Source organism: Serratia sp. BIGb0234, from assembly GCF_024809915.1.
Lineage (GTDB): Bacteria > Pseudomonadota > Gammaproteobacteria > Enterobacterales > Enterobacteriaceae > Serratia > Serratia liquefaciens.
On sequence record NZ_JANUEI010000002.1, the window covers coordinates 892593 to 915377 of the forward strand.

The following is a 22785-nucleotide window of genomic DNA, read 5'->3' on the forward strand; positions in this document are numbered from 1 at the left end:
TACAGGCTGTTTAGCGTGATCGCAGCCTCTGACAAATGTGGTGAAAGCGCATACACTAAAATTCATTTCACCTCCGCTGAAAAGGGTTCGTATGCTCTACCAGGCTGATTCTTCACGTTATCAAAGTATGGAATACCGTCGCTGCGGTCGCAGCGGGCTAAAGCTCCCGGCCATTTCACTTGGCTTATGGCATAACTTTGGTGACGTCACGCTGTATGACAATGCTCGCAAGCTGATCCACTGCGCGTTTGATCTCGGCATTACCCATTTCGATCTGGCCAACAATTATGGCCCGCCGCCCGGCTCCGCCGAGGAAAACTTCGGTCGCATTCTCAAGGCGGATTTGAAGTCCTGGCGCGATGAACTGATCATCTCGTCAAAGGCCGGTTACACCATGTGGCCCGGGCCTTATGGGGATTGGGGATCGAAAAAGTACCTGGTCGCCAGCCTGAATCAAAGCCTGCAGCGCATGGGGCTGGAATACGTGGACATCTTCTATCACCATCGACCGGATCCGGACACGCCGCTGGAAGAAACCATGGCCGCCCTGGATTTGCTGGTACGACAGGGCAAGGCGCTTTACGTCGGGTTGTCCAACTACCCTGCCGATCGTGCGCGCCAGGCGTTCAGCATTCTGCAGCAGCTCGGCACGCCCTGCGTGATCCATCAGCCGAAATACTCCATGTTCGAACGTTGGGTGGAGCCAGAATTGTTGGATACGCTGGAAGAACACGGTGTGGGTTCTATCGCCTTCTCACCGCTGGCCGGCGGCCTGTTGACCGATCGTTATCTGCAGGGCATTCCCCAGGATTCACGCGCTGCCAGCGGCAGCCAGTTCCTGCAACCCGATCAGCTCACCGAGGATAAACTGGGAAAAATTCGTCGACTTAATGCACTGGCGCAGCAGCGCGGACAGAAGCTATCGCAAATGGCGCTGGCCTGGGTATTGCGTGGCGATCGCGTCACTTCGGCACTGATTGGCGCCAGCAAGACCAGCCAAATTGAAGACGCCGTAGGCATGTTGGCTAACCGCACCTTTAGCGATGATGAAATTAAGCAGATCGAGCAAATATTAATGTAATCGCTTACAATTATCGCCGGTTTATCGCCGGCGATAACGCCTGCCGCGCCAGACAAATCTTAAATCACTCTCCCTGCCCCGTTTTTAAGAATGCCGCTAAGATTCAACCCTATCCACAAAGGCTAATATGCCGATATTGCAGGTAAAACTATAAGGCTGTTTTATAAACTGATGAACGCGCTTCATTAATTGTAAAACCGGCCAAGCCGCTACGGCGGAAAGGAGCATTCATGTTTAAACCTCTGTTATTGGCCGCTCTGTTGGTGGTGTCAACGCTGCCTGCCATCCAGCCAGCGCAGGCGGAAGGGCTGAGTATCGATCTGATGCCGGGCGTCTCATTACGTATCGGTGAGCAAGACAATCGCGGCCGTTACTGGGACGGTTATGACTGGCGCGACCGCGACTGGTGGCAGGGCCATCAGGGTCGGTACCTGGGTGAACGCAATCGTCGGGGCTACAACTGGGATGGTTATCGCTGGCGAGACAACAATTACTGGCGCAAGAATTATTACTATCATGAGGGGCGCTATCGTAAATACGATAAGCACTATTATAAGCACCATGAGAAGCATCACGGGAAAGGCCGACGTCACGACGATCGCGATCATCGCCACCATGACCACGATGATTGACGGCCAAAGGCCGTCAGCCCGCCTAATACCCCTCATTTAACAGAGCGAGAAACCCGGGGCGCCCGGGTTTCCGCTGATATTGAGCTTTAGTGAACCGCATTAGACTCAATGTCGGCCTTTCATTTGGTGTCCGCTCAGAGAAGGCTGCTGACCAGCAGGTAGCCGTTCAGCCCAACCACCACCAGCACGATCACTTTCCCTATCGCCTGTATGCTGCGGCTGTTGACCATCTCCCCCATCAGCTCGCGGTTGCCGGTGAACGACAACAGCGGCACCAGCGCCAGCGCAATACCGAAACTCAGCAGCACCTGGCTCAGTACCAGAATACGCGTAGCGTCCATGCCCATCATAATGACGATAAACGACGGCAGCATGGTGACCACCCGGCGCACCCACAGCGGAATATAAAAGTGTACAAATCCCTGCATCACAACCTGCCCTGCCAGCGTCCCCACCACGGTGGAAGATAATCCGGCAGCGACCAGACTCAGTCCGAAGATGGTCGCTGCCGCCTGACCCAATAGCGGTTGCAGCGTCAGATAAGCCTGATCGAGATCGGCAATGCCGCTGTGGCCGTTAAAATGGAAGGCCGCAGCGGCGGTAGCCATCATCGCCAGGTTAACAAAACCGGCTATGGTCATGGCAATGGCGACGTCAAACTTGGTGGCCGCGTAGCGATCGGCTTTTGAATGCTCACCGCCGGTCTGGGTTAATGACGAATGCAGATAAATCACGTGCGGCATGATGGTGGCGCCGAGCACCCCGGCAGCCAAAAATACCGCGTCGCCGTTCGGCAGGTCCGGTATCGCCATGCCTTTCAACAAAGGCTCCAACTGCGGTTGTGAAAATACCAATTCCACCATATAAGCTGCGGCAACAAACAGCAGCAAACCGCCGATCACCATTTCCAGCGGTTTCTGCCCGCGTTTTTGCAGCATCAGGATAAGGAACGTGGCGATACCGGTCAGGATCGCCCCTTCCAACAGCGTAACGCCCAGCAGCAGTTTGAAGCCAATCGCTGCACCAATAAACTCGGCCAAATCTGTGGCCATGGCAATGATTTCCGCCTGAACCCAATAGGCCCAAACCGCCGGACGCGGGAAACGATCGCGAATGTGCTCTGCCAGATTTTTACCGGTGGCAATACCGAGTTTTGCGGACAACAGCTGGATCAACATCGCCATGACGTTGGCCCACACCACCACCCACAACAGGGTGTAGCCAAAGGAAGCGCCTGCCTGGATGTTGGTAGCAAAATTACCGGGATCGATATAGCCGATAGCCGCTATGAATGCGGGGCCCATCAAGGAAAGTTTGATCTTCCTGGCAGGGCGACTGGTGGTTTCAACCACATCACTGTTCAGCATGTTCTGAACCCTTACTTCTATTAAGCCTGTGGTTATCTTATGTAAATGATAATAATTATCAAGTGCATTTAGAGCGGTAATGCTTATCTCTGCAATAGAAAATAACCACGGGTTTAACGAAGGGTTTGGCGGGTAAGTGAACATTTACCGCACTGAACGAAGTTCTATCCTGGGAAAAATCCTTTGGATGATCCATTTAGCGCAAGAATATGAATTTCATATGGATTGATTAACCTCTTGATTTTTTATGCTTTACCGTACAAGTTTAAGATGTTTCCCCCTATGATTTTCCATATTTGCAATAGAGCTCTCGTTTTTAAACGTGGCGTTACATAAAATGACATCCGAAATTCAGCCTGCCTCAAGTTTGGAGCAAACATGTCCCATATTGCGCACTTTGCGTTGGCGTTAGTGGTCGTCGCGATCCTGGCACTTTTAGTGTGTCGCGATCGTAAAAGCATCCGCATTCGCTATGTTATTCAACTGTTGGTTATTGAAGTACTGCTGGCCTATTTTTTCCTGCATTCGGAAGCGGGTTTAGGCTTTGTAAAAGGATTTGCCGCGCTGTTTGACAAGCTGCTCGGGTTTGCTGGGCAAGGGACTGATTTTGTATTCGGCGGTATGGGCGACAAAGGTCTGGCCTTCTTCTTCCTGAAGGTACTGTGCCCAATCGTCTTTATCTCTGCGCTGATCGGTATTCTGCAATACATTAAAGTACTGCCGTTTATCATCCGCATTATTGGTACCGTGCTGTCAAAAGTAAACGGTATGGGCAAGCTGGAGTCCTTCAACGCCGTCAGCTCGCTGATCCTGGGCCAGTCTGAAAACTTCATCGCCTATAAAGATATTCTGGGCAAGATGTCAGAAAAGCGCATGTACACCATGGCGGCAACCGCGATGTCCACGGTTTCCATGTCCATCGTCGGCGCTTACATGACCATGCTGGACGCCAAGTTTGTGGTGGCGGCGCTGGTACTGAACATGTTCAGCACCTTTATCGTGCTGTCATTGGTCAACCCTTATGACACCAGTAAAGAAGAAGAGCTGCATCTGGGCAACCTGCACGAAGGCCAGAGCTTCTTCGAAATGCTGGGCGAATATATCCTGGCAGGTTTCAAAGTCGCGATTATCGTTGCTGCGATGCTGATCGGCTTTATTGCCCTGATCGCCGCGCTCAACGGCCTGTTCAGCGCCATCTTCGGCCTGAGCTTCCAGGAAATCCTGGGCTACTTCTTCTATCCATTTGCCTGGATTATGGGTATTCCTAAGCACGAAGCGTTGCAGGTTGGCAGCATCATGGCGACCAAGCTGGTTTCCAACGAATTCGTGGCGATGATGGAGCTGCAGAAGGTTTCTGCTGAACTCTCTCCGCGCAGCCTGGGTATCCTGTCGGTGTTCCTGGTTTCCTTCGCCAACTTCTCTTCCATCGGCATCGTAGCCGGTGCGATTAAAGGGCTGAACGAGCACCAGGGCAACGTGGTTTCCCGCTTTGGTCTGAAGCTGGTTTACGGTTCTACGCTGGTCAGCATCCTGTCTGCGTCGATCGCAGGCCTGGTTCTGGGCTAAGCTTAAAAGACAGTCATGCAAAGGTCGCTTCGGCGGCCTTTTTTATTGCCTGTAATTCTTCTGTAACTGCAGGCAAAACAGGAGGCGTTACGGCGATTCAGTATGGGAAAAGACAGAAAGCAAAAAGCCGACCCTAAGGTCGGCTTTTTAAATGGTGGTGGAGCTAGACGGGATCGAACCGTCGACCTCTTGCATGCCATGCAAGCGCTCTCCCAGCTGAGCTATAGCCCCACAAAAGTGGTACGCTTTAACCGGCGTTACGGTATTCCCCAACCCTTCTGAGATAAAGGTTGGTGGAGCTAGACGGGATCGAACCGTCGACCTCTTGCATGCCATGCAAGCGCTCTCCCAGCTGAGCTATAGCCCCAATCCACAATCACGAAATCCTGTGAACGGGGCGCATAATATGAAACCCCTGAAAAACTGTCAACGGCTAAATTGAATTAGTCGCTCAAGCGCTGAAAAAGCCGCCAAATCAGCGCGTTTCACGCTAAAAAATCGCCATGACGGACAAAAATCAGCCATCGTCGCCTGACTTCACAAAAAACAAAAAACCTTACCTATTGTGTTGATTTTTAATTAACGGAATGTTAGCGAAATACCCTTGAGTCATCTCGCCCACAGGCATAGACTTCCCCGCGTCTTAAATCCCACAACAATAAACCGAGTCAGTTATGTCGTTGCATTCACCAAAAGAAATCGCTGCGTTAGCCATTCAGGCCGGCGTAAACAAAAGCCGGGCGTCGCTCGCCAACCTGCTCATTCTGGGCTTTCTCGCCGGTGCCTTTATCGCGACCGGCTTCCTGTTGGATATCCACGTGATCGGCACCCTGCCGGCCGAATGGGGCTCCTTCGGCGCATTGCTGGGCGCTGCTGTCTTCCCGATAGGGCTTATCCTGACGATTCTGGCCGGCGGCGAGCTGCTGACCGGTAATATGATGACCTTGCCGATAGCCTGGTTTGCTCGCCAAATTTCGCTGCTTGCTGTCGTGCGCAACTGGTTCTGGGTCACCCTGGCCAACTTCGCCGGTAGCCTGGCCGTCGCCTATTTCTTTGGCCACCTGCTTGGCTTGACCGAAGGCGCCTTCCTGCACAAAACCCTGTCCATTGCACAAGCCAAGGTAGATGCCGACTTCCTGCACGCTTTTATATCCGGCGTAGGCTGCAATTGGTTGGTGTGCCTGGCGGTGTGGCTGGCCTTTGCCAGCAAGGATGTGCCGGGCAAAGTGATTGGCATGTGGTTCCCGGTGATGGCGTTTGTCGCCATCGGCTTCCAGCACGTGGTGGCGAACATGTTTATTATCCCGGCGGCCATTTTTGCCGGTGGTTTAAGTTGGAGCCAATACCTGCCCAACTTCACGGCCGTGTTTCTCGGTAACGCACTGGGCGGCGCCGGTTTCGTCGGCCTGATGTACTTCCTCGCCTACCGCCCCACCGTGCCGGCCGCTGAACAGGCCTGATAGACAGCGACAAAAAAAGCCCCGGGATTGCTCCACGGGGCTTTTTCATTATGGGCTCAGAAACTATCAGGCCTGAGCTTCACGCCCAGCGATATAAGCCAATGCCAGATCGATACGCTGTAAAGAACGTGCCTGCCCGATGGCATGCACGGTCACATCCATGCCTGGTGACTGACCGGCACCGGTGACCGCTACGCGCAGCGGCATACCTACCTTGCCCATACCGACGCCCAGCTCATCAGCCGTGCCCTGAATGGCATCATGCACGTTTTCCGGCGTCCAGGCGGTGATGGCCGCCAATTTGGCGCGTACCGCTTCCAGCGGCTGGCGAGCAACCGGGCGCAGGTGTTTTTTCGCAGCGTCAGCGTCGAACTCGCTGAAGTCTTCGTAGAAGTAACGGCAAGACTCAGCCATTTCCTTCAACGTTTTGCAGCGCTCGCCCAGCAGCTTAACGATATCTTTCAGCTCTGGACCGTTGCGGGTTTCAATGCCCAGTTGCTCCACGTGCCACGCCAGATACACGGCAACTTCTTCGGCCGGCATATGGTTAATGTAATGATGGTTCAGCCACTGCAGCTTTTCGGTATTGAAGGCGCTGGCGGATTTGTTGATCGCTTCCAGCGTGAAGAACTCTTTCATCTCATCAATAGAGAAGATTTCCTGATCGCCATGTGACCAACCCAGACGCACCAAATAGTTCAGCAACGCCTGCGGCAGATAACCGTCATCGCGATACTGCATCACGCCCACGGCACCGTGACGTTTAGACAGCTTTTTACCGTCGTCACCGAGGATCATCGAAACGTGGGCGTATTCCGGTACCGGTGCGCCCAGCGCTTTCAGGATGTTGATCTGGCGCGGGGTGTTGTTGATGTGGTCTTCACCGCGGATCACGTGGGTGATCTCCATATCCCAGTCGTCGATCACCACGCAGAAGTTATAGGTCGGCGCACCGTCGGTACGACGAATGATCAGATCGTCCAGTTCCTGGTTGCTGAATTCGATCGGACCACGGATCTTGTCATCGAAGATTACCGAGCCTTCCTGTGGGTTACGGAAACGCACCACGTGCGGCTCGTCGTCGGTGTGGCTGCATTGGCTGTCGCGGCAGTGGCCGTCGTAACGCGGTTTTTCACCGTTTTCCATCTGCTTTTCACGCAGCGCTTCCAGACGTTCCTTCGAGCAATAGCATTTATAAGCAGTTCCCTGCACCAGCATGTCGTCAATCACCGCGTTATAACGGTCAAAACGCTTGGTCTGGAAGTACGGGCCTTCGTCCCAATCCAGGTTTAACCAGTTCATGCCATCCATAATTGCGTCGATAGCATCCTGGGTTGAGCGTTCCAAATCGGTATCTTCGATACGCAGAACGAACTCACCGCCCGCATGGCGAGTGAATAGCCAGGAGTAAAGCGCAGTACGGGCGCCACCGACGTGAAGATAGCCGGTTGGGCTCGGTGCAAAACGGGTTTTGATTTTCATTGGGTTCACTGCCTTATTACGCAACGCATGTCAGCGGTTGCCGACGATTGCTCGGAATTTAAAAAAGTGGCCGACATTGTATCACCACGCGCTAATTCCTCAACGCTGACACGATATTGCTGCATCAGCTTTCATCATCTCTGCGGCGCTTTTCGCATAACAATGTGCAAAGAATCAGCATTGCTGGCGATAAATATCGCATCCTGTTTAAATTTGCGGCGAACGATTGAAATCATTTTAAAAACCGTTGACTCACTTTCAACTATCCCTATAATGCGACTCCAACAAGACGGGGCGATTAGCTCAGTTGGTAGAGCATCTCCTTTACACGGAGGGGGTCGGCGGTTCGAGCCCGTCATCGCCCACCATCTTGTTGAGCAGTAAAGCAGTAAGAAATGAGAAGAATGAGGGTGATTAGCTCAGTTGGTAGAGCATCTCCTTTACACGGAGGGGGTCGGCGGTTCGAGCCCGTCATCACCCACCACTCATTCTCTTGTTTAGCAGTACCTGGAAGTCCTGAAGTGGGTGATTAGCTCAGTTGGTAGAGCATCTCCTTTACACGGAGGGGGTCGGCGGTTCGAGCCCGTCATCACCCACCACTTCTGCGGGTCGTTAGCTCAGTTGGTAGAGCAGTTGACTTTTAATCAATTGGTCGCAGGTTCGAATCCTGCACGACCCACCAATACAGAAAAAAGCGCCTTTAGGCGCTTTTTTCGCATCTGCGCCACCTTATTCCCGCAAACTCCTTGATCACATACTCCGCCGTGTCGTGCTGGATGAGAACCTGCGTGCAGGTTCGAGCCGAGCGAAGCGAGACGACAACGCACAGCGTTGCCCGCAGGGCGAGGCCAGAGGCCGAGTCAATCCTGCACGACCCACCAATACAGAAAAAAGCGCCCTTTGGCGCTTTTTTCGCATCTGTACCACCTTAATTCCCGCAAACTCCTTGATCACATACTCCGCCGTGTCGTGCTGGATGAGAACCTGCGTTCAGGTTCAAGCCGAGCGAAGCGAGACGACAACGCACAGCGTTGCCCGCAGGGCGAGGCCCAAGGCCGAGTCAATCCTGCACGACCCACCAATACAGAAAAAGCGCCTTTAGGCGCTTTTTTCGCATCTGCGCCCTGATAACCTCTATAAGCCTCACCACGTCCGCCCTGCCCCTGAAAATAATAATGCCCCTGCGCCGCCAATAGAAAAGGCGCTGCAAGCAGCGCCCTTGGGCTATCCTGGCGTTGTCGAGCGGATTATCAGGCCGCCAGCGTCGCCCCGCCGTCAATCACGATATCCTGCATGGTGATATGGCTGGCGCGGTCGGAAGCCAGGAACAAAATGGCATCGGCGATTTCCTGCGGCTGGGCAATTTTACCCAGCGGAATACCCAGCTTGAACTGTTCCGGGAAACCGTTGATGGTGTTCTGTTCCCCCGTTTCGTCCTGCCACATGCCGCGCTGCATCGGGGTATTGGTCGAGCCGGGCGAAACCAGATTGCAACGTACGCCATAAGGCGCCATTTCCAACCCCACGGTTTGGCACAGGCTACGCAACGCCGCTTTGGAAGCGCAATAGGCCGCCATGCCAACACGCGGCACATGCGCCGCATTGGATGCCACGCTGACAATAGCGCCGCGTCTCTGGCGACGGAATACCGGCAGGGCATGGCGGAACATATTGAATGCACCACCGGCATTAACCGCCAGGCAGGCCTGCCAGTCTGCGGTGCTGGTTTCGTCCGCCAGCCCCATGCGCAGAATACCGGCGCCGTTGACCAACACGTCCAACTCACCCTGCTCCACCAGCAAACGCCCGCACAGGGCATCTACCGCATCGCTGTCGGCGATATCCAGCACTTCGGTGCGAAACGCGTATTCCGGTTCGCCAAAATGCTTATCGAAACCAATTACCTCGGCACCGGCCCGCACAAACGCCAATGCGGTCTCCAGGCCAATCCCGGCGCCCGCGCCGGTAACCCAGACTCGTTTGCCGGCAAAATCGCCCTGTTGACTCATCAGGCTTTCCCCTCTGACAACAGCGCCCACCAACCATCAATGGTCGGGTTCTTGGCCAGGGCGATAAAATCGATATCGCCGCGGATCTTACGCCAGCGTGCCGCCAACTCCATGATCCGCACTGAATCCAGACCGTAGTCGATCAGGTTCTCGTCGTCACCCATGTCTTCGCTGTCTTCGTCGAGGAAAGGCATGATTTGCTGACGCAACGCCGCTTTGCTGGTGATCCCTGGCAGCAGCTCGGCGGTGGTAACCACGCGGCCACAGCGGCCGGCCGTGTAACGCAGCGCCATCAGGTGCTCTTCGCGGGAGAAGTCGGCCAGACCATCAGCAACCATAAACGGCTGAATGTTACGCATAAAGGCATCGATCGCCGTGGTCATGCAGCCGATATGGGCGTAAACACCACAGATGATCAGCTGATCGCGGCCTGACTCCTGCAGAATTTCCTGCAGCGGTGAACGGTGGAAGGCGCTGTAACGCCATTTCACCAGCACAGTGTCGTCTTCTTCCGGCGCCAGCGCGGCGACCACCGCCTGTTGCTCCGGGTGCTTGTTCAATCCAGGCCCCCACATATCATTGAGCAACGCCCGATCTTCATCGCTCTGCTGATTAGGCTGCGCGGTGTAAAACACCGGGATGCCCTGAGATTTGCAGTAGCGGCGCAGGTTGGCGATGTTCTCCACTACCTGTTTGATCAACGGGCTGTCTTCACCCCAGAAATTCAGAAAATACTGCTGCATGTCGTGGATCAACAGTGCAGCGCGCTGCGGTTCCACCGTCCAGCTCACTTTGTTGGTCGGCAGTTCAGCCTGAGTCGGCAACGCGTAATCATTAAGTTTTGGAATGGCCATGACTTATTCTCCCTGGACCTGAGTCAGTTGTTGCGCCTCCAGGCGTTGGCGCAACAGTTTTTTATCCACTTTGCCAACCGGGGTGAGCGGCAGCGTCTCAACCTGTATAAAGCGGTCGGGTAATTTGAATTCGGCCACGCCCTCGGCGCGTAAATGGCGACGCAAAACGACCGGTTTCAATGGGCTGGTGGCGATAATGTAGGCGCAGCTTTTTTCGCCCATCAACTCGTCCGGCATCGAAACCAACGCCGCATTGATCACTTCCGGGTGACGCAGCAGCAGGTTTTCGATCTCCTCGGCGGCAATCTTCTCACCACCGCGGTTGATTTGGTCTTTCTGACGCCCTTCAACCTTCACGTAGCCGTCTTCAGTCAGGCTAATCAAGTCGCCGGAGCAGTAGAAACCGTCTTTATCGAAGGCGGCGGCATTATGTTCCGGGCTTTGGTAATAACCGCGGAAGGTATAGGGGCCACGGGTCATCAGACGCCCGGTCTCGCCGACAGGCAGCGGATTACCGTCGTCATCGGCCACCCAAAGTTCGTCATCCGGCGACATCGGGCAGCCCTGAGTAGTCAAAATATGTTGGTCGTCATCATCCAGCCGGGTGTAGTTCACCAGGCCTTCCGCCATGCCGAACACCTGCTGCAGCTGACAGCCGATTTCGGCCGGAATGCGCGCGGCCAGGGTTTCCCCCAGCTTGGCACCGCCCACCTGCAGCAGCTTCAGGCTGGCCAACTGCTGGCAACCGCCCCATTCCTCAATGGCCTGCAGCCACAGCGTTACCGCCGGCGGCACCAGCGCAGTCACGTTGATCTGATGCTGGTCGATCAAACGGAAGCATTGCCCGGCATCCGGATCGCTGGCGAACACCACCAGCCCACCACCGTAAAACACGCCCAATACGCCAGGCGAGCTCATCGGATAGTTGTGTGCTACCGGCAGTGCGCACAGATAACGGGTTTCGTCATCAAAATGACAAATCTCCACGCTGCGGCGAATGCTGTAGTAGTAGTCGTTGTGGGTACGTGGGATCAGCTTCGGCGTGCCGGTACTGCCACCGGAAAGTTGGAAGAACGCTACCTGATCGGCCGCGGTTGGCGCAGCCACGAAATCGCCGCAATCCTCTTCCAGCCAGCTCGCCAGCGACTGCTCACCCTGTTCCTCACTGCGCAAAGCGACCAGGCGCAATGAAGGATGTTCAGCGCGAAACGTCGTCAGGAATTCGTCGTTACCGAACAGGCCATGCTGACGATCGGCAATCAGCAACGCCGGTTTGATCTGTGCCGCATAGGCGTTCAGCTCATTGCGTTGGTGGCTAAACAGCGCATTCACCGGCACCACGCCAATTTTCAACAGCGCAAAGAAAGTCACGTAGAACTCGACCACGTTACCCAACTGCACCAGCGCGGTATCACCGCTGTGTATGCCCCGACGCAGCAAGGCCGCAGCCAGCCGATCGGAGAGTTGATTAAGCTGGCGATAGCTCAGGCTGCGTTGCGGGTCGATCAGCGCGATGGCGTCATTTTTAGCCTGGCGGGTGATGATGTCGGTCAATGGCCGGTCGGTCCAATATCCCCGTTCGCGATAGCGACGGGCTAATGCCTCAGGCCAGGGAGTAAAAGCAATGCTCATGGAAATGTCTATCCTTGGTTCAGGCCAAACGCCCGCGAAATGGTACTGAGTTTGGTGCCGGTTTCGTGCCATTCAGATTCCGGCGAAGAGTCTTGCACAATGCCGGCTCCGGCAAAGAGTCGTACCTGGTTGCCCTGCACCGTGCCACAGCGGATGGTCACTACCCACTCCCCGTTGCCTTCGGCATCACACCAGCCGACGATGCCGCCAAACAGGCCGCGATCAAAAGGCTCCAGTTGCTTGATCACCTGATGCGCCAGCGCCGTTGGCGTACCGCACAGCGCCGGTGTCGGATGCAGCAGGCAGGCCAACGACAACGCGTTTTCCGCCCGGCTGGCGGCCTCACCGTCGATTGGTGTAGACAAGTGCCACAGCGTGGTGGTGCTCAATAATTCAGGCGAGGTGGGGATATTCAAATAACTGCAGCGATCGGCCAGCACCTGCCGCATACCTTCGGTAACAAACTGGTGCTCGTAGAGATCTTTCTCGGAAACCAACAGCTGTTGGCTGACTTCACGATCCCGCTGCGGGTCGGCGTCACGACGGGCGGAGCCTGCCAGCGGGTTGGAATAAAATTGTGCGCCGGATTTACGCAGCAGCAGTTCAGGGCTGGCGCCAAGCAATGCTCCTTGTTCCAACGGCACATGGAAATGGAAGCCATGCGGGTTTTGCGCGATGATACGCGCCATCAATGCCTGACTGTCTACCGGTTCGCGTGTTTCAATCTCCAGCAGGCGTGACAGCACCACTTTATCCAGTTGGTCACCACGGGTTGCTTCCACCGCATCTGCCACCATCTGCATGAAAGGCTGTTGTGCCGGCACTTCATTTTGGCTGATAATTTCCGGCAGGGCTTCCTGTGGTGAGGTTACGCCAGCCAAAAAGGCATCGCGCTCAAACCACTGGGTGTGCTGGGGAATAAAAAGCGCAGAGGGTTGATGAGTATCGAACGGGATCGCGCCGCACAGGACCGGGTTTTTCACCCCCGCCAGTTTGGCTTCGGCAAAAGCATGCCGTACCGCCTGCTGGAACTCGCCGTTAAGCTGATCCCCGCCCTGGGCCGGCAGCGTGATTTTGGCGAAGCAGCCCTGGGTGCTCAGGCTACGGAAAGGAGAGGTAAAGAAAAAGCCGGAGGTCGGCGACACGCCTGCTACGGACGACTCGCTCTCCTTGCTGTGCGGCTTCTTCTGCCCGGTACCCTTTACTGTCACGCTCATCGGTTCTCCCTTTCGTATCATGAACAATAACCTGTATAATAATGATTATCATTTGTATTGAATCGCGTTAAATTACCCTCGTGAATATGCTATGTCAATAAATGTAAACAGTTCTTCTATTCATTATCGTGCTATAAAACCAGCAGTTTTAATTATATAAATGATAAGTATTACTATTTAAATTCTAAGGAATGCTTTATGAAGAAGAACCTGTTCTTCGGCTTCGCACTGTTTGGCATGTTAGCCATGGGTGCAGCCCATGCCACAGAGGCCGGTTGGCCGCGTAAAATCGAAACTTCACACGGCGTAGTCACCCTGCAGCAGCCCCCTACCCGCATCGTTTCCACCAGCGTAACCGTCACCGGCACCCTGCTGGCGATTGATGCGCCAGTGATCGCCAGCGGCGCCACCACGCCCGGCAGCCGTCTCGCGGACTCACAAGGTTTCTTCCACCAATGGAGCGCTATCGCAACGCAGCGCGGCGTAAAGCGCCTGTACATTGGCGAACCCAACGCAGAAGCCATTGCCGGTGAAGCGCCCGACCTGATCATCATCTCCGCTACCGGTGCCGACTCCGCCGTGCGCCTGTACGATCAGCTGTCCGCCATTGCCCCGGTGCTGGTGGTCAATTACGACGACAAAAGCTGGCAGGCGCTGGCGATAGAGCTGGGCCAGGCCACCGGGCACGAAGCTAAGGCGCAAAAAATCGTTGATGATTTCGATAGCCGGGAAAAGTCACTCAAACAACGTATGACGCTGCCGGAACAACCGACCTCCGCTCTGGTCTTCAGCGCCGACGGCAAGTCAGCCAACCTGTGGACCGCCGAATCTTCCCAGGGGCAAATGCTCAAGCAGCTGGGTTTCACCCTGGCGATTCCGTCTGACAAGCTGAACAACAGCCGCAGCATGGGTATGCGAAAGGACATCATTCAGCTCGCCGGGGAAAACCTGGCGGAAGGGCTGAACGGCCAGACGCTGATGCTGTTTGCCAACAACGAAAGCGATGCGCAGCGGCTGATGGACAATCCTTTCCTCGCTCACCTGCCGGCGGTGCAGCATAAGCGGGTTTATGCGCTGGGCAATGACACCTTCCGACTGGATTACTACAGCGCCAGCAACCTGCTGACGCTGTTGGAAAAACAGTTTATTTCTCAGTAGATCCCGCGGCGGGCTGGAGATCGCTTTCCTGCCCGCCAAGGCTCACCTGACGCAGACCTTTCATCGCGAACGCCAGTACCACACCCAGTACCGCCACGCCAAAACCGAAGCTGGTTGAAGTCATGGCCGGCAACATAAACGCCCCCATCGCCCCCAGCAGCAGGGCACCCAATGCGTCCCCCACCACGTTTTGCGCCGTCCACAGGCCATTAATGCGCCCCAGGAAAGCATCCGGCGTCAGGTTCTGAATCAGCCCGTACTGCAGTAATGAGTTCAATGCGCTCAGGTAGCCAAACACCACCAGGAAGAACAGTGCCAGACCGTACCAGGGCATCAGGCCGAACAGGCCGATAGCGACAAACGCGCCAATCGCCGTCATCAGCATCATCCAGCCCGGCCGCGCCACGTGCGCCACCCGGCCACTGGTAAAGGCGCCAATTGCCGCGCCCAGCGGCACGGCGGAATACATAAAGCCCAGCTGCGCCGCACTGACCTGCCACATGCCGGACATCGCCGGGTACAGCACTCGCACCGCGCTGGCCATGGTCAGCAACGCGCCGATCAGCGCCACCATGCCAATCACCCGGTTACGAAACAGGAAGCCAAATCCCCCGGCCAGTGCGCGCAGCGGATGCTCACGCGGCTGAGGGGGTGGCAACAGCTGTGGCAGCTGCAATAAAGGGATCAACGTCAGCAAGGTGCCGAAGGCCGCCAAAGCGTAGTTCCAGGTCACGCCGGCGTTGGCAATCACCAACCCGCCGATCGCCGGGGAAAGAATGGAGCCAAAACGCACCGTCAGCATGCTGATGGCACCGGCCTGAACGATATTTTCACGCCCAACCAGCGCAGGCGTCGCCGCCAGCAACGCCGTCACGCCTACCGCCCCGAAGAACCCGTCCCAAACCGCCAGCAGATAAATCAGCGTTAATGACGGCGCAGGTAAAGCGGCATTTAAACAAAGACCGATAAACCCAATACCACAGGTGGAACGGGCAAAGAGGATCAGACGGCGGCGCTCGTAGCGGTCAGCCAGTACGCCCCCCATCAGCAAACCGGCAAACATGCCGCTGCCGGCCAGCGTCACGGACAACCCGACCAGCAGCGTCGACCCGGTCAGGGCCTGGATCTGCACCGGGATGGCAATGGCCATCAGCCCGAGCGCCAGAATGGAAATAAAACGCGCGCAGAACACAGCGCGAAAGGCGCTATTGGTCTTAAGCAGGCCAAAATCAAGCAAAATAGAGGGCTTACTCATTAGCTTTCTCACCACAACTAAAGAAAAGGGGCAGCGTCTGTGCTGCAATAGCGAAGGGACTCATGGTACCATAGATGAAAACAATCAATAATGATAATAAATATCATTCATATTCAATCAAATAATGGATTGTTATGTTACGGATTACACGCAATTGCACACCGTCCATTCCGCTGTCCAGGGACCGTCTTGCGGGTGGCTCTCCCCGCTCATTTCGTCGCAAGCTGCTTGGCTTGCTGATTGCCGTTTGCGCCCTGTTGGTCGTCATGCTGCTCAGCCTGTCGCTCGGTGCCAAATCTATCCCCTTCGACACGGTTATCCAGGCGCTCAACGGCCAATGTAGCGGCGCCGACTGCACCATCATTACCAACGCCAGGCTGCCGCGCACGCTGATCGGCGTGCTGGCGGGTATCGCCCTGGGCCTGTCCGGCGTGCTGATGCAAACCCTCACCCGCAATCCGCTGGCCGACCCCGGCATTCTCGGCGTTAACGCCGGCGCGGGGTTTGCCGTGGTATTGGGCATCACTTTCTTTGGTGCCGCTCACGTCGGCGAATATCTGTGGTTCGCCTTTGCCGGCGCGATGTTTGCCGCCCTGCTGGTGGCGCTGATCGGCGCATTGGGTGGCAGCAGCCTGAACCCGGTTCGCCTGACGCTGGCCGGCGTCGCGCTGGCGGCGGTGCTGGAAGGCATGACCTCCGGCATTTCCCTGTTGAACCCGCTGGTGTTCGATCAGCTGCGTTTTTGGCAGGCCGGTTCGCTGGATATTCAAAATATGCAGGTGGTGCGCACCGTTGCCCTGCCGATCCTGCTGGGCACAGCAATCACGCTGTGGATGAGCAAATCGCTGAACAGCCTGAGTATGGGCAATGAGTTAGCCACCGCGCTGGGCACCGGCATCGTCCGCACCCAGTTGCTGGGGTTGCTGGCGATCACATTGCTGTGCGGTGGCGCCACCGCCGCCGTTGGTCCGATAGCCTTTGTCGGGCTGATGATGCCGCACATTGCCCGGCGACTGGCCGGCTCCGAGTTGCACTGGATGCTGCCGTGGACCTTGGTATTGACCCCGATCCTGCTGCTGAGCGCCGACCTGATCGGCCGCTTCCTGGTCGCCGGTGAACTGCGCGTTTCCATCGTCACCGCGCTTATTGGCGCACCGCTGCTGATCATGCTGGTGCGCCAACGCCATATGTTCAGGAGGCAGCGCTAATGTCGATGTCCGCAGCCCGCCTGATGGCCAACCACAAAATGCGCGCCTTGTCGCGCCCGGCGCTAACCGCGCTGCTGCTGTTGCTTGCCGCTCTGGCACTGGCGATTTATGCCCTGGGTTCCGGCGCTCTGTCGCTCAGCGCTCTGCAGGTGATCGACGCCCTACGCGGTGAAGGCCCGGCCAACCTGGCGGTGATCGTTACCCAGTGGCGTTTGCCTCGCGTGATAATGGCGCTGTTGTTGGGTGCCGCGCTCGGTATCAGCGGCGCCATCTTCCAATCGCTGCTGCGTAACCCGCTCGGCAGCCCGGACGTCATCGGTTTTAATACCGGTGCTTACAGCGGCGTACTGGTGGCAATAGTGCTGTTTAACGGCGGCATTCTCGGCATCACCTCCGGGGCACTGGCCGGTGGCTTGCTGACCGCCGCGCTGATTTATCTGCTGGCATGGCGCAACGGCGTCGAGTCATTCCGTTTGATTATCGTCGGTATTGCCGTTCGCGCCCTGCTGGTGGCCGGCAATACCTGGCTGATCATCAGCGCTTCGCTGGAATCCGCCATGACCGCCGGACTGTGGAGCGCCGGTTCGCTCAACGGCGTGACCTGGGCGAAAAGTTTGCCGGTGCTGGCGGTGATTGCGCTGTGCTGTCTGTTGCTGTTGATGCTGGCCCGCCGCATGCGGCTGCTGGAGATGGGCGATGACACCGCCTGCGCACTCGGTGTGCCGGTAGAGCGCTCACGCGTGCTGCTGTTATTGGTCGGCGTTACCCTGACTGCCGCCGCCACCGCCGTCGCCGGGCCGATCTCCTTTATTGCGCTGGTAGCCCCACAGATTGCGCGACGCCTGTGCGCCAACCGCAGCGTCCTGTTGCTGACAGCCCTGACGGGTGCCCTGTTGCTGCTGCTCGCCGATGTCGCGGCGCAACGCCTGTTTATGCCTTATCAGTTGCCGGTCGGGGTGTTGACCGTCAGCCTGGGCGGCATTTATCTGATTTGGCTATTAATCCGTGAGTCACGAAAAAAATGAATGCTGAACTCTTACAGCCCGCGCCGTTACGCGCCGAAAACCTGACGCTCGGCTATGACAAAAAAATCGTCGCGCGCGACCTTTCCGTTTCTATTCCGCACGGTGAACTGACGGTCATTATCGGGCCGAATGCCTGCGGTAAATCGACCTTGCTGCGCACTCTTAGCCGCCTGATGCAGCCGCAGGCCGGTGCCATCTGGCTCAACGGCAAACACATTAGCGACTATGCCACCAAAGAGGTGGCTCGCCAGTTGGGGCTGTTGCCACAAAGCTCGACCGCGCCAGGTGACATTACCGTGTTTGATCTGGTGGCACGCGGTCGCTATCCGCATCAGCGCCTGTTCAGCCGCTGGCGTGAAGAAGACCAGCAAGCGGTCGAACAGGCCATGCGCTCCACCGGCGTGTTTGAACTGGCTGAACAGCCGGTTGATACGCTTTCCGGCGGACAGCGTCAGCGGGTCTGGATTGCCATGGTATTGGCGCAGCAAACGCCGTTGCTGCTGTTGGATGAGCCGACCACCTGGCTGGATATCAGCCATCAGATCGACTTGCTGGAACTGATGCGCCAGTTAAACCGTGAAAATGGCCATACGCTGGTGGTGGTGCTGCACGATCTCAACCATGCCTGCCGTTACGCCACACATCTGATTGCCATGCGCGACGGTAAAGTGGTCGCCGAGGGTGCACCGAAGGATATTGTGACGCCGGAATTGATCGAAAAGGTCTACGGTCTGCGCTGCATGATCATTGACGATCCCGTCTCGCACACGCCGTTGGTGGTACCGCTGGGTAAGTAATCGAGATTGTAGGGGCCCAGCATGCTGGGCCCGCGTTAATCGGGACGAATGTATTCGTCCCCTACCATCCCTGGGTATTATAAAGCGCGAAGTATGCGGTTCAACAACGGTCCTAATACCTTGAACGACGTTGGTGAAACGATATCCACGTGCGCGCAGTCCAGTTCATGAACCTGTAGCGCGTCCACATATTGCGACCAGGTCTGCTGAACATCCATCCCCTCCTGCAACGTCTGGCGCGCGACAAACAGCGTCGCCTGTCCTTTGAAGTTCGCCGTATGGGTGGCTGAAAGCAGACGAACCGAATCGGCATAGTTGGCTTCGATATTATCGAACATGGCTACGCGGGTTTCGCCCAATGCCGGATCCAGCGCATCTTCAGACACCGCCAGGAACTGCTGACGTTCGCGCTGAACTTCTTTCAACACGTTGTCATCCAACATCACGTCCCAGTTTTGCGTTTCCGGCGGATAGGTATCCAGCAGCCCAAGGAAAGCCACTTCTTCGCCCCTTGCCTGTAAGCGCGCGGCAATGCCTTGTGCCAGAGTACCGCCCAGCGAGTAACCGATAAAGTGATACGGGCCGTGCGGTTGCACTTGCAACACCGTCTCCAGATGCGCGTCGCATACCTGGTCCATATTTTCGCTCAGCGCCAACGGGCCATCCGGCCGTGGAGACTGAATACCCACCAGCGACCAGTGCTGATCGATATAGCGCGGCAACACGCTGAACTGCCATGAGAAGCCGGACGCCGGATGCAGGCAGAACAGCGTTGGTCCTTCGGTGGTGCGCAGCGGCAGAACGCGGTCAAAACCGGTTTTGTCAGCTTCTTCCTGGGTGCGTTCTTCGGCCAACAGCTGCGCCAGCTGTTCCACGCGGGAAGCCACCATCACCTGCCCTACCGACACCGCCTTGCCCAGCTCACGCCGCAGCTCCGCCGCCAAACGCATCGCCAACAGCGAGTGCCCGCCGAGGGCAAAGAAGTCATCGTCGGCAAACACGGTTCCGCGTTGCAGCAGGCGAGCGAACACCGCAGCAATCGCCGTCTCCAGCCCCGCATGTGGCTCACGCCCTGCCGCGCGGGTTGCGCCCTGCGGTTGCGGCAACGCTTTACGATCCAGCTTGCCATTGGCACTCAGCGGCAGAGTATCCATCTCGACCAGCGCCACCGGCACCATATGCGGCGGCAGCCGATCGGCCAACGCTGCGCGGAGCGCGTCCAGATCAAGGCGCACACCGGGCTGCGCCACCAGATAGCCCACCAGTTGACGGGCATCGCCGCCGCCAGGATCGGTTGGCGTATTTTCCAGCACCAGCGCGTGAGTCACCGCCTGTTTAATCCCCGGCAGCGACAGCAAAGCATGATCGATTTCACTCAATTCAATGCGTTGCCCACGTATTTTTAACTGATCGTCACTGCGGCCAAGGTATTCCACCTCGCCTCCCGGCAACCAACGGGCGACGTCACCCGTGCGATACATCCGCCCACCATCGCCGTCAGGATCGGCTACAAAGCGGCTGGCGGTCAGTTCCGGTCGTCCCAGATAGCCGTGCGCCAGTTGCACACCGGTAAGGTACAAATCACCGGCGACGCCCGGCGGCACTGGCCGCAGGCGCGTATCGAGGATGCGTAAACCGGTATTCCAAACCGGTAAACCAATCGGCACATTGGCGCCAGTGACGGCAGCCAAGGCTTCGCCCCAGGCCGGATGCCAGCTGACGTCCACCGCCGCTTCGGTCGGCCCGTACAGGTTATGCAACGGCACCGCAGTGCGGCTTTGCCACAGGCGGCACAGTTCCGCCGGCAAGGCTTCACCACTGCAAAATACCTGACGTAACGGCGCACAACACGCCACCGCCTGCGGGCTATCCAACGCGCTGACGAAGGCCGCCAGCATCGAAGGGACAAAGTGCATGGTGGTGACACGATGTTGATCAATCAGCTGGAGCAGCTGTTCCGGATCGCGGTGCGCTTCAGGCGGGGCCATCACTAACTGGGCCCCCACTATCAGCGGCCAGAAGAATTCCCATACCGAAACGTCAAAACTGCAAGGCGTTTTCTGCAGCACCACATCGCCTGCCGCCATAGGATACTGATGTTGCATCCACAGCAACCGGTTGACGATCGCCTGATGCCCCACCAACACGCCTTTCGGTCGCCCGGTCGAGCCGGAGGTAAAGATAATGTAGGCCGGGTGATGCGGCGTCGGTCCATTGAGCGTGACGTTGGCTGCGCTGTCTATCGGCAACGGCGCGTCATACAGCAAGATCTCACCCTTGCCGGCAAAACGTGCCTGCTGGGTCGGTTCGGTGATAATCAGGCGCGGCGCAGCGTCCTCCAGCATCATGCCAAGACGCTCGTCAGGATAACCGGTATCCAGCGGCAAATAGGCCGCCCCGGCTTCGACGATGGCCATTAACGCCAGAGACAAAAAGACCGAGCGCGGTAAGGCGACGGCAACGATATCACCCGGTTGTACGCCCTGCTCCGTCAACTGACGCGCCAGCGCGGCAACCTGCTCACGAGTTTCGCGATAGGTAAATTGGTACTGCGCATCGGCCAGCGCCGGGGCGTCAGGGGTTTTCTGCGCCTGCTCCGCCAGCAGCCCGCTAAGGGTTTGCGCCTTCACCGGATGTGCCGTGTCATTAACCCGGGCCAACAGTTGGCGGTCTTGCTCGGTGAGCAAATCGGCATCGCCAATCGGCATCTGAGGCTGTGCGGCAAACTGACGCAACAACAGAGGCAGGCGTTGCAGATGCGCCGCCAGCTCATCACGCTGATAACGTTCGGCATTAGCCAACAGATCGACCTTCAGCGTACCGGCCTCGTCGAGGTACAACGCAATCTCCAGATCACGGACCGGCCCGGAGGCCAGCTCATGGGTGATGCCTTCGATACCGCCGAAGTCCAACTGGAAATCAAACATCTTAAAGTTGAATACCGTGCCGTACAGCGGTTGGGCATCGCCAATTCGCCCCAGATCGCGCTGCACCTGCTCCGCCTCGTAGCGCTGATGGCGGCGAACGGTTTTTAACTCACGACCAATATTACCGGCGACCTCGCTCAGCGTAGCCTGAGGGTCGAGGTGCATTTCGATCGGCAAGACGTTAATCACCGGTCCGTTGGCACAGAGCGCGGCCGAACCGGTACGGCGCATAAAGATAAAACCGGCGCTGAAGCTGGCATGTCCGCTCAGGCGTGAAACCCACAACGCAACCAACGCCAGTGCCATATCTGCCACGCTGAACTGCTGCTGACCGGCGTTCACCAACTGCGTGAAATCTTGTCGGTCGCACAGCTGTGACAAGCGGTGAATACGGGTGGTTGGCGTCTGCCCGGCCAACGGTTGCGGGCAAAGGGTGGCAGGCGTCGGCAATTGCTGTGCCTTGTTCAACCAGAAGGCAGCGTCGCGCTGAGAGGTGGACGATTGCGCATAACGCTGATATTCCTCGACCACTTCGCTGAATGCGCTGAAGGGCGTCGGATCCGGCCGTTCATTGTGCAACGTCCGGGTGTAAATATGGGCGATTCTGCGGGCAATGGCGGTAAAACTGAAGCCATCTACCAGAATATGATGATAACGCTGATACCAAAACCAGCGCTGTTCCGACAGGCGGATCAGCATATGACGATATAACGCATTGCCGCTACCGATGCGCAAATCACCGGACATATCCAACTGCATGAGGGCACGCGCTGCTGCAGCGGCATCGGGAGATTCGCTGAGATCGAAGTATTCTACCGGCAGGATCGCCAGCTCGGGGTCATGCCACTGCATCGGCACCCCGTCACGCTCTTCAAAGCGGAACTGCAGGGTATCTACTTCCGACAGCCCCTGCTCAATCGCACGCAACAGGCACGCCTGATCCAGCGGGCCATTCAGCTCAATATAGTGGGAAACCGCATAGGCGTTGGCATGCGGCGAAATCTGATCGGCAACCCAGATCCCGGGTTGCGCGGCGACCAACGGCAGTTCAGTGGCGAACGGCCGTTCGGTCGGTAATAAATTCCGGTCTGACAAGGTACTGACTCCTGTTATCG

16 protein-coding genes, 6 tRNA genes and 2 other RNA genes are annotated in these 22785 nt (G+C 56.9%); 14 read left to right on the top strand and 10 right to left on the bottom strand.

Annotated elements, in window-relative coordinates; genetic code table 11:
* Positions 1 to 91: 91 nt before the first annotated feature.
* Positions 92 to 1081: an L-glyceraldehyde 3-phosphate reductase gene (gene mgrA, locus M2407_RS11185; RefSeq protein WP_046373005.1), complete on the top strand. Its 990-nt coding sequence runs from the start codon at positions 92 to 94 to the stop codon at positions 1079 to 1081.
* Between the two features lie 230 nt (positions 1082 to 1311).
* Positions 1312 to 1713 (top strand): DUF2502 domain-containing protein, encoded by a 402-nt coding sequence (locus tag M2407_RS11190; protein ID WP_020827957.1) that lies wholly within the window; start codon positions 1312 to 1314, stop codon positions 1711 to 1713.
* A gap of 134 nt (positions 1714 to 1847) precedes the next feature.
* Here M2407_RS11190 and M2407_RS11195 read toward each other — a convergent pair whose 3' ends face one another.
* Positions 1848 to 3080 carry an Nramp family divalent metal transporter gene (locus M2407_RS11195; RefSeq protein ID WP_020827958.1) on the bottom strand — a complete coding sequence of 411 codons (1233 nt, stop codon included), beginning with the start codon at positions 3078 to 3080 and terminating at the stop codon, positions 1848 to 1850.
* 378 nt (positions 3081 to 3458) lie between these two features.
* Between M2407_RS11195 and M2407_RS11200 the strand changes: the two genes are divergently transcribed.
* Positions 3459 to 4646 carry a NupC/NupG family nucleoside CNT transporter gene (locus tag M2407_RS11200; protein ID WP_020827959.1) on the top strand — a complete coding sequence of 396 codons (1188 nt, stop codon included), beginning with the start codon at positions 3459 to 3461 and terminating at the stop codon, positions 4644 to 4646.
* 155 nt (positions 4647 to 4801) lie between these two features.
* Here M2407_RS11200 and M2407_RS11205 read toward each other — a convergent pair.
* Together M2407_RS11205 and M2407_RS11210 are read right to left on the bottom strand one after the other, a co-directional pair.
* A tRNA-Ala gene (locus M2407_RS11205) sits at positions 4802 to 4877 on the bottom strand.
* A 60-nt stretch (positions 4878 to 4937) separates the two neighbouring features.
* Positions 4938 to 5013, bottom strand: a tRNA-Ala gene (locus tag M2407_RS11210).
* Positions 5014 to 5320: 307 nt separating this feature from the next.
* Here M2407_RS11210 and M2407_RS11215 point away from each other — a divergent pair.
* A complete protein-coding gene (locus M2407_RS11215; protein WP_020827960.1) occupies positions 5321 to 6106 on the top strand; it encodes a formate/nitrite transporter family protein in 786 nt (261 codons plus the stop codon).
* A gap of 66 nt (positions 6107 to 6172) precedes the next feature.
* Here M2407_RS11215 and gltX read toward each other — a convergent pair whose 3' ends face one another.
* Positions 6173 to 7588: a glutamate--tRNA ligase gene (gltX, locus tag M2407_RS11220; RefSeq protein WP_020827961.1), complete on the bottom strand. Its 1416-nt coding sequence runs from the start codon at positions 7586 to 7588 to the stop codon at positions 6173 to 6175.
* Between the two features lie 292 nt (positions 7589 to 7880).
* Between gltX and M2407_RS11225 the strand changes: the two genes are divergently transcribed.
* The 6 genes from M2407_RS11225 (at position 7881) to M2407_RS11250 (ending at position 8669) form a co-directional block, all read left to right on the top strand.
* A tRNA-Val gene (locus tag M2407_RS11225) sits at positions 7881 to 7956 on the top strand.
* Between the two features lie 40 nt (positions 7957 to 7996).
* A tRNA-Val gene (locus M2407_RS11230) sits at positions 7997 to 8072 on the top strand.
* Positions 8073 to 8111: 39 nt separating this feature from the next.
* A tRNA-Val gene (locus tag M2407_RS11235) sits at positions 8112 to 8187 on the top strand.
* 7 nt (positions 8188 to 8194) lie between these two features.
* Positions 8195 to 8270: transfer RNA gene (locus M2407_RS11240), tRNA-Lys, on the top strand.
* 73 nt (positions 8271 to 8343) lie between these two features.
* Positions 8344 to 8469, top strand: a non-coding RNA gene (locus tag M2407_RS11245) — RtT sRNA.
* Between the two features lie 74 nt (positions 8470 to 8543).
* Positions 8544 to 8669, top strand: a non-coding RNA gene (locus M2407_RS11250) — RtT sRNA.
* Between the two features lie 169 nt (positions 8670 to 8838).
* Here M2407_RS11250 and dhbA read toward each other — a convergent pair.
* From dhbA to M2407_RS11270, 4 genes are read right to left on the bottom strand one after another with little or no spacing between them, the layout of a single operon-like run.
* Positions 8839 to 9597 carry a 2,3-dihydro-2,3-dihydroxybenzoate dehydrogenase gene (dhbA, locus tag M2407_RS11255; RefSeq protein WP_128864637.1) on the bottom strand — a complete coding sequence of 253 codons (759 nt, stop codon included), beginning with the start codon at positions 9595 to 9597 and terminating at the stop codon, positions 8839 to 8841.
* Positions 9597 to 10451, bottom strand: coding sequence for an isochorismatase (locus tag M2407_RS11260; protein WP_020827963.1), 855 nt, complete (start codon positions 10449 to 10451; stop codon positions 9597 to 9599). Before M2407_RS11260 ends, dhbA begins: the two co-directional genes overlap by 1 nt.
* A gap of 3 nt (positions 10452 to 10454) precedes the next feature.
* On the bottom strand, positions 10455 to 12083 hold the full coding sequence (locus tag M2407_RS11265; RefSeq protein WP_129940941.1) for a (2,3-dihydroxybenzoyl)adenylate synthase: 1629 nt from the start codon (positions 12081 to 12083) through the stop codon (positions 10455 to 10457).
* An 8-nt stretch (positions 12084 to 12091) separates the two neighbouring features.
* On the bottom strand, positions 12092 to 13300 hold the full coding sequence (locus M2407_RS11270; RefSeq protein WP_116690030.1) for an isochorismate synthase: 1209 nt from the start codon (positions 13298 to 13300) through the stop codon (positions 12092 to 12094).
* Positions 13301 to 13498: 198 nt separating this feature from the next.
* Here M2407_RS11270 and fepB point away from each other — a divergent pair, with 198 nt between their 5' ends.
* On the top strand, positions 13499 to 14458 hold the full coding sequence (gene fepB, locus M2407_RS11275) for a Fe2+-enterobactin ABC transporter substrate-binding protein (RefSeq protein ID WP_142814732.1): 960 nt from the start codon (positions 13499 to 13501) through the stop codon (positions 14456 to 14458).
* Here the strand turns inward: fepB and entS are convergent.
* Positions 14445 to 15713: an enterobactin transporter EntS gene (gene entS / locus M2407_RS11280; RefSeq protein ID WP_020827967.1), complete on the bottom strand. Its 1269-nt coding sequence runs from the start codon at positions 15711 to 15713 to the stop codon at positions 14445 to 14447. The two genes, fepB and entS, sit on opposite strands and share 14 nt — an antisense overlap.
* Positions 15714 to 15847: 134 nt before the next feature.
* Here entS and fepD point away from each other — a divergent pair, with 134 nt between their 5' ends.
* Genes fepD through M2407_RS11295 form a run of 3 tightly spaced genes read left to right on the top strand, consistent with a single transcriptional unit; the run spans position 15848 to position 18743 of the window.
* Positions 15848 to 16921, top strand: coding sequence for a Fe(3+)-siderophore ABC transporter permease (gene fepD, locus M2407_RS11285; RefSeq protein ID WP_129983444.1), 1074 nt, complete (start codon positions 15848 to 15850; stop codon positions 16919 to 16921).
* On the top strand, positions 16921 to 17946 hold the full coding sequence (gene fepG / locus M2407_RS11290) for an iron-enterobactin ABC transporter permease (RefSeq protein WP_020827969.1): 1026 nt from the start codon (positions 16921 to 16923) through the stop codon (positions 17944 to 17946). Before fepD ends, fepG begins: the two co-directional genes overlap by 1 nt.
* Complete coding sequence (locus M2407_RS11295; protein ID WP_020827970.1) at positions 17943 to 18743, top strand: ATP-binding cassette domain-containing protein; 801 nt, start codon at positions 17943 to 17945, stop codon at positions 18741 to 18743. The genes fepG and M2407_RS11295 overlap by 4 nt, the downstream gene beginning before the upstream one ends.
* A 77-nt stretch (positions 18744 to 18820) precedes the next feature.
* On the opposite strand, the gene M2407_RS11300 is transcribed toward M2407_RS11295, so the two are convergent.
* Positions 18821 to 22765, bottom strand: a complete 3945-nt coding sequence (locus tag M2407_RS11300; RefSeq protein ID WP_259218088.1) for an enterobactin synthase subunit F — start codon at positions 22763 to 22765, stop codon at positions 18821 to 18823.
* Positions 22766 to 22785 lie beyond the last annotated feature (20 nt).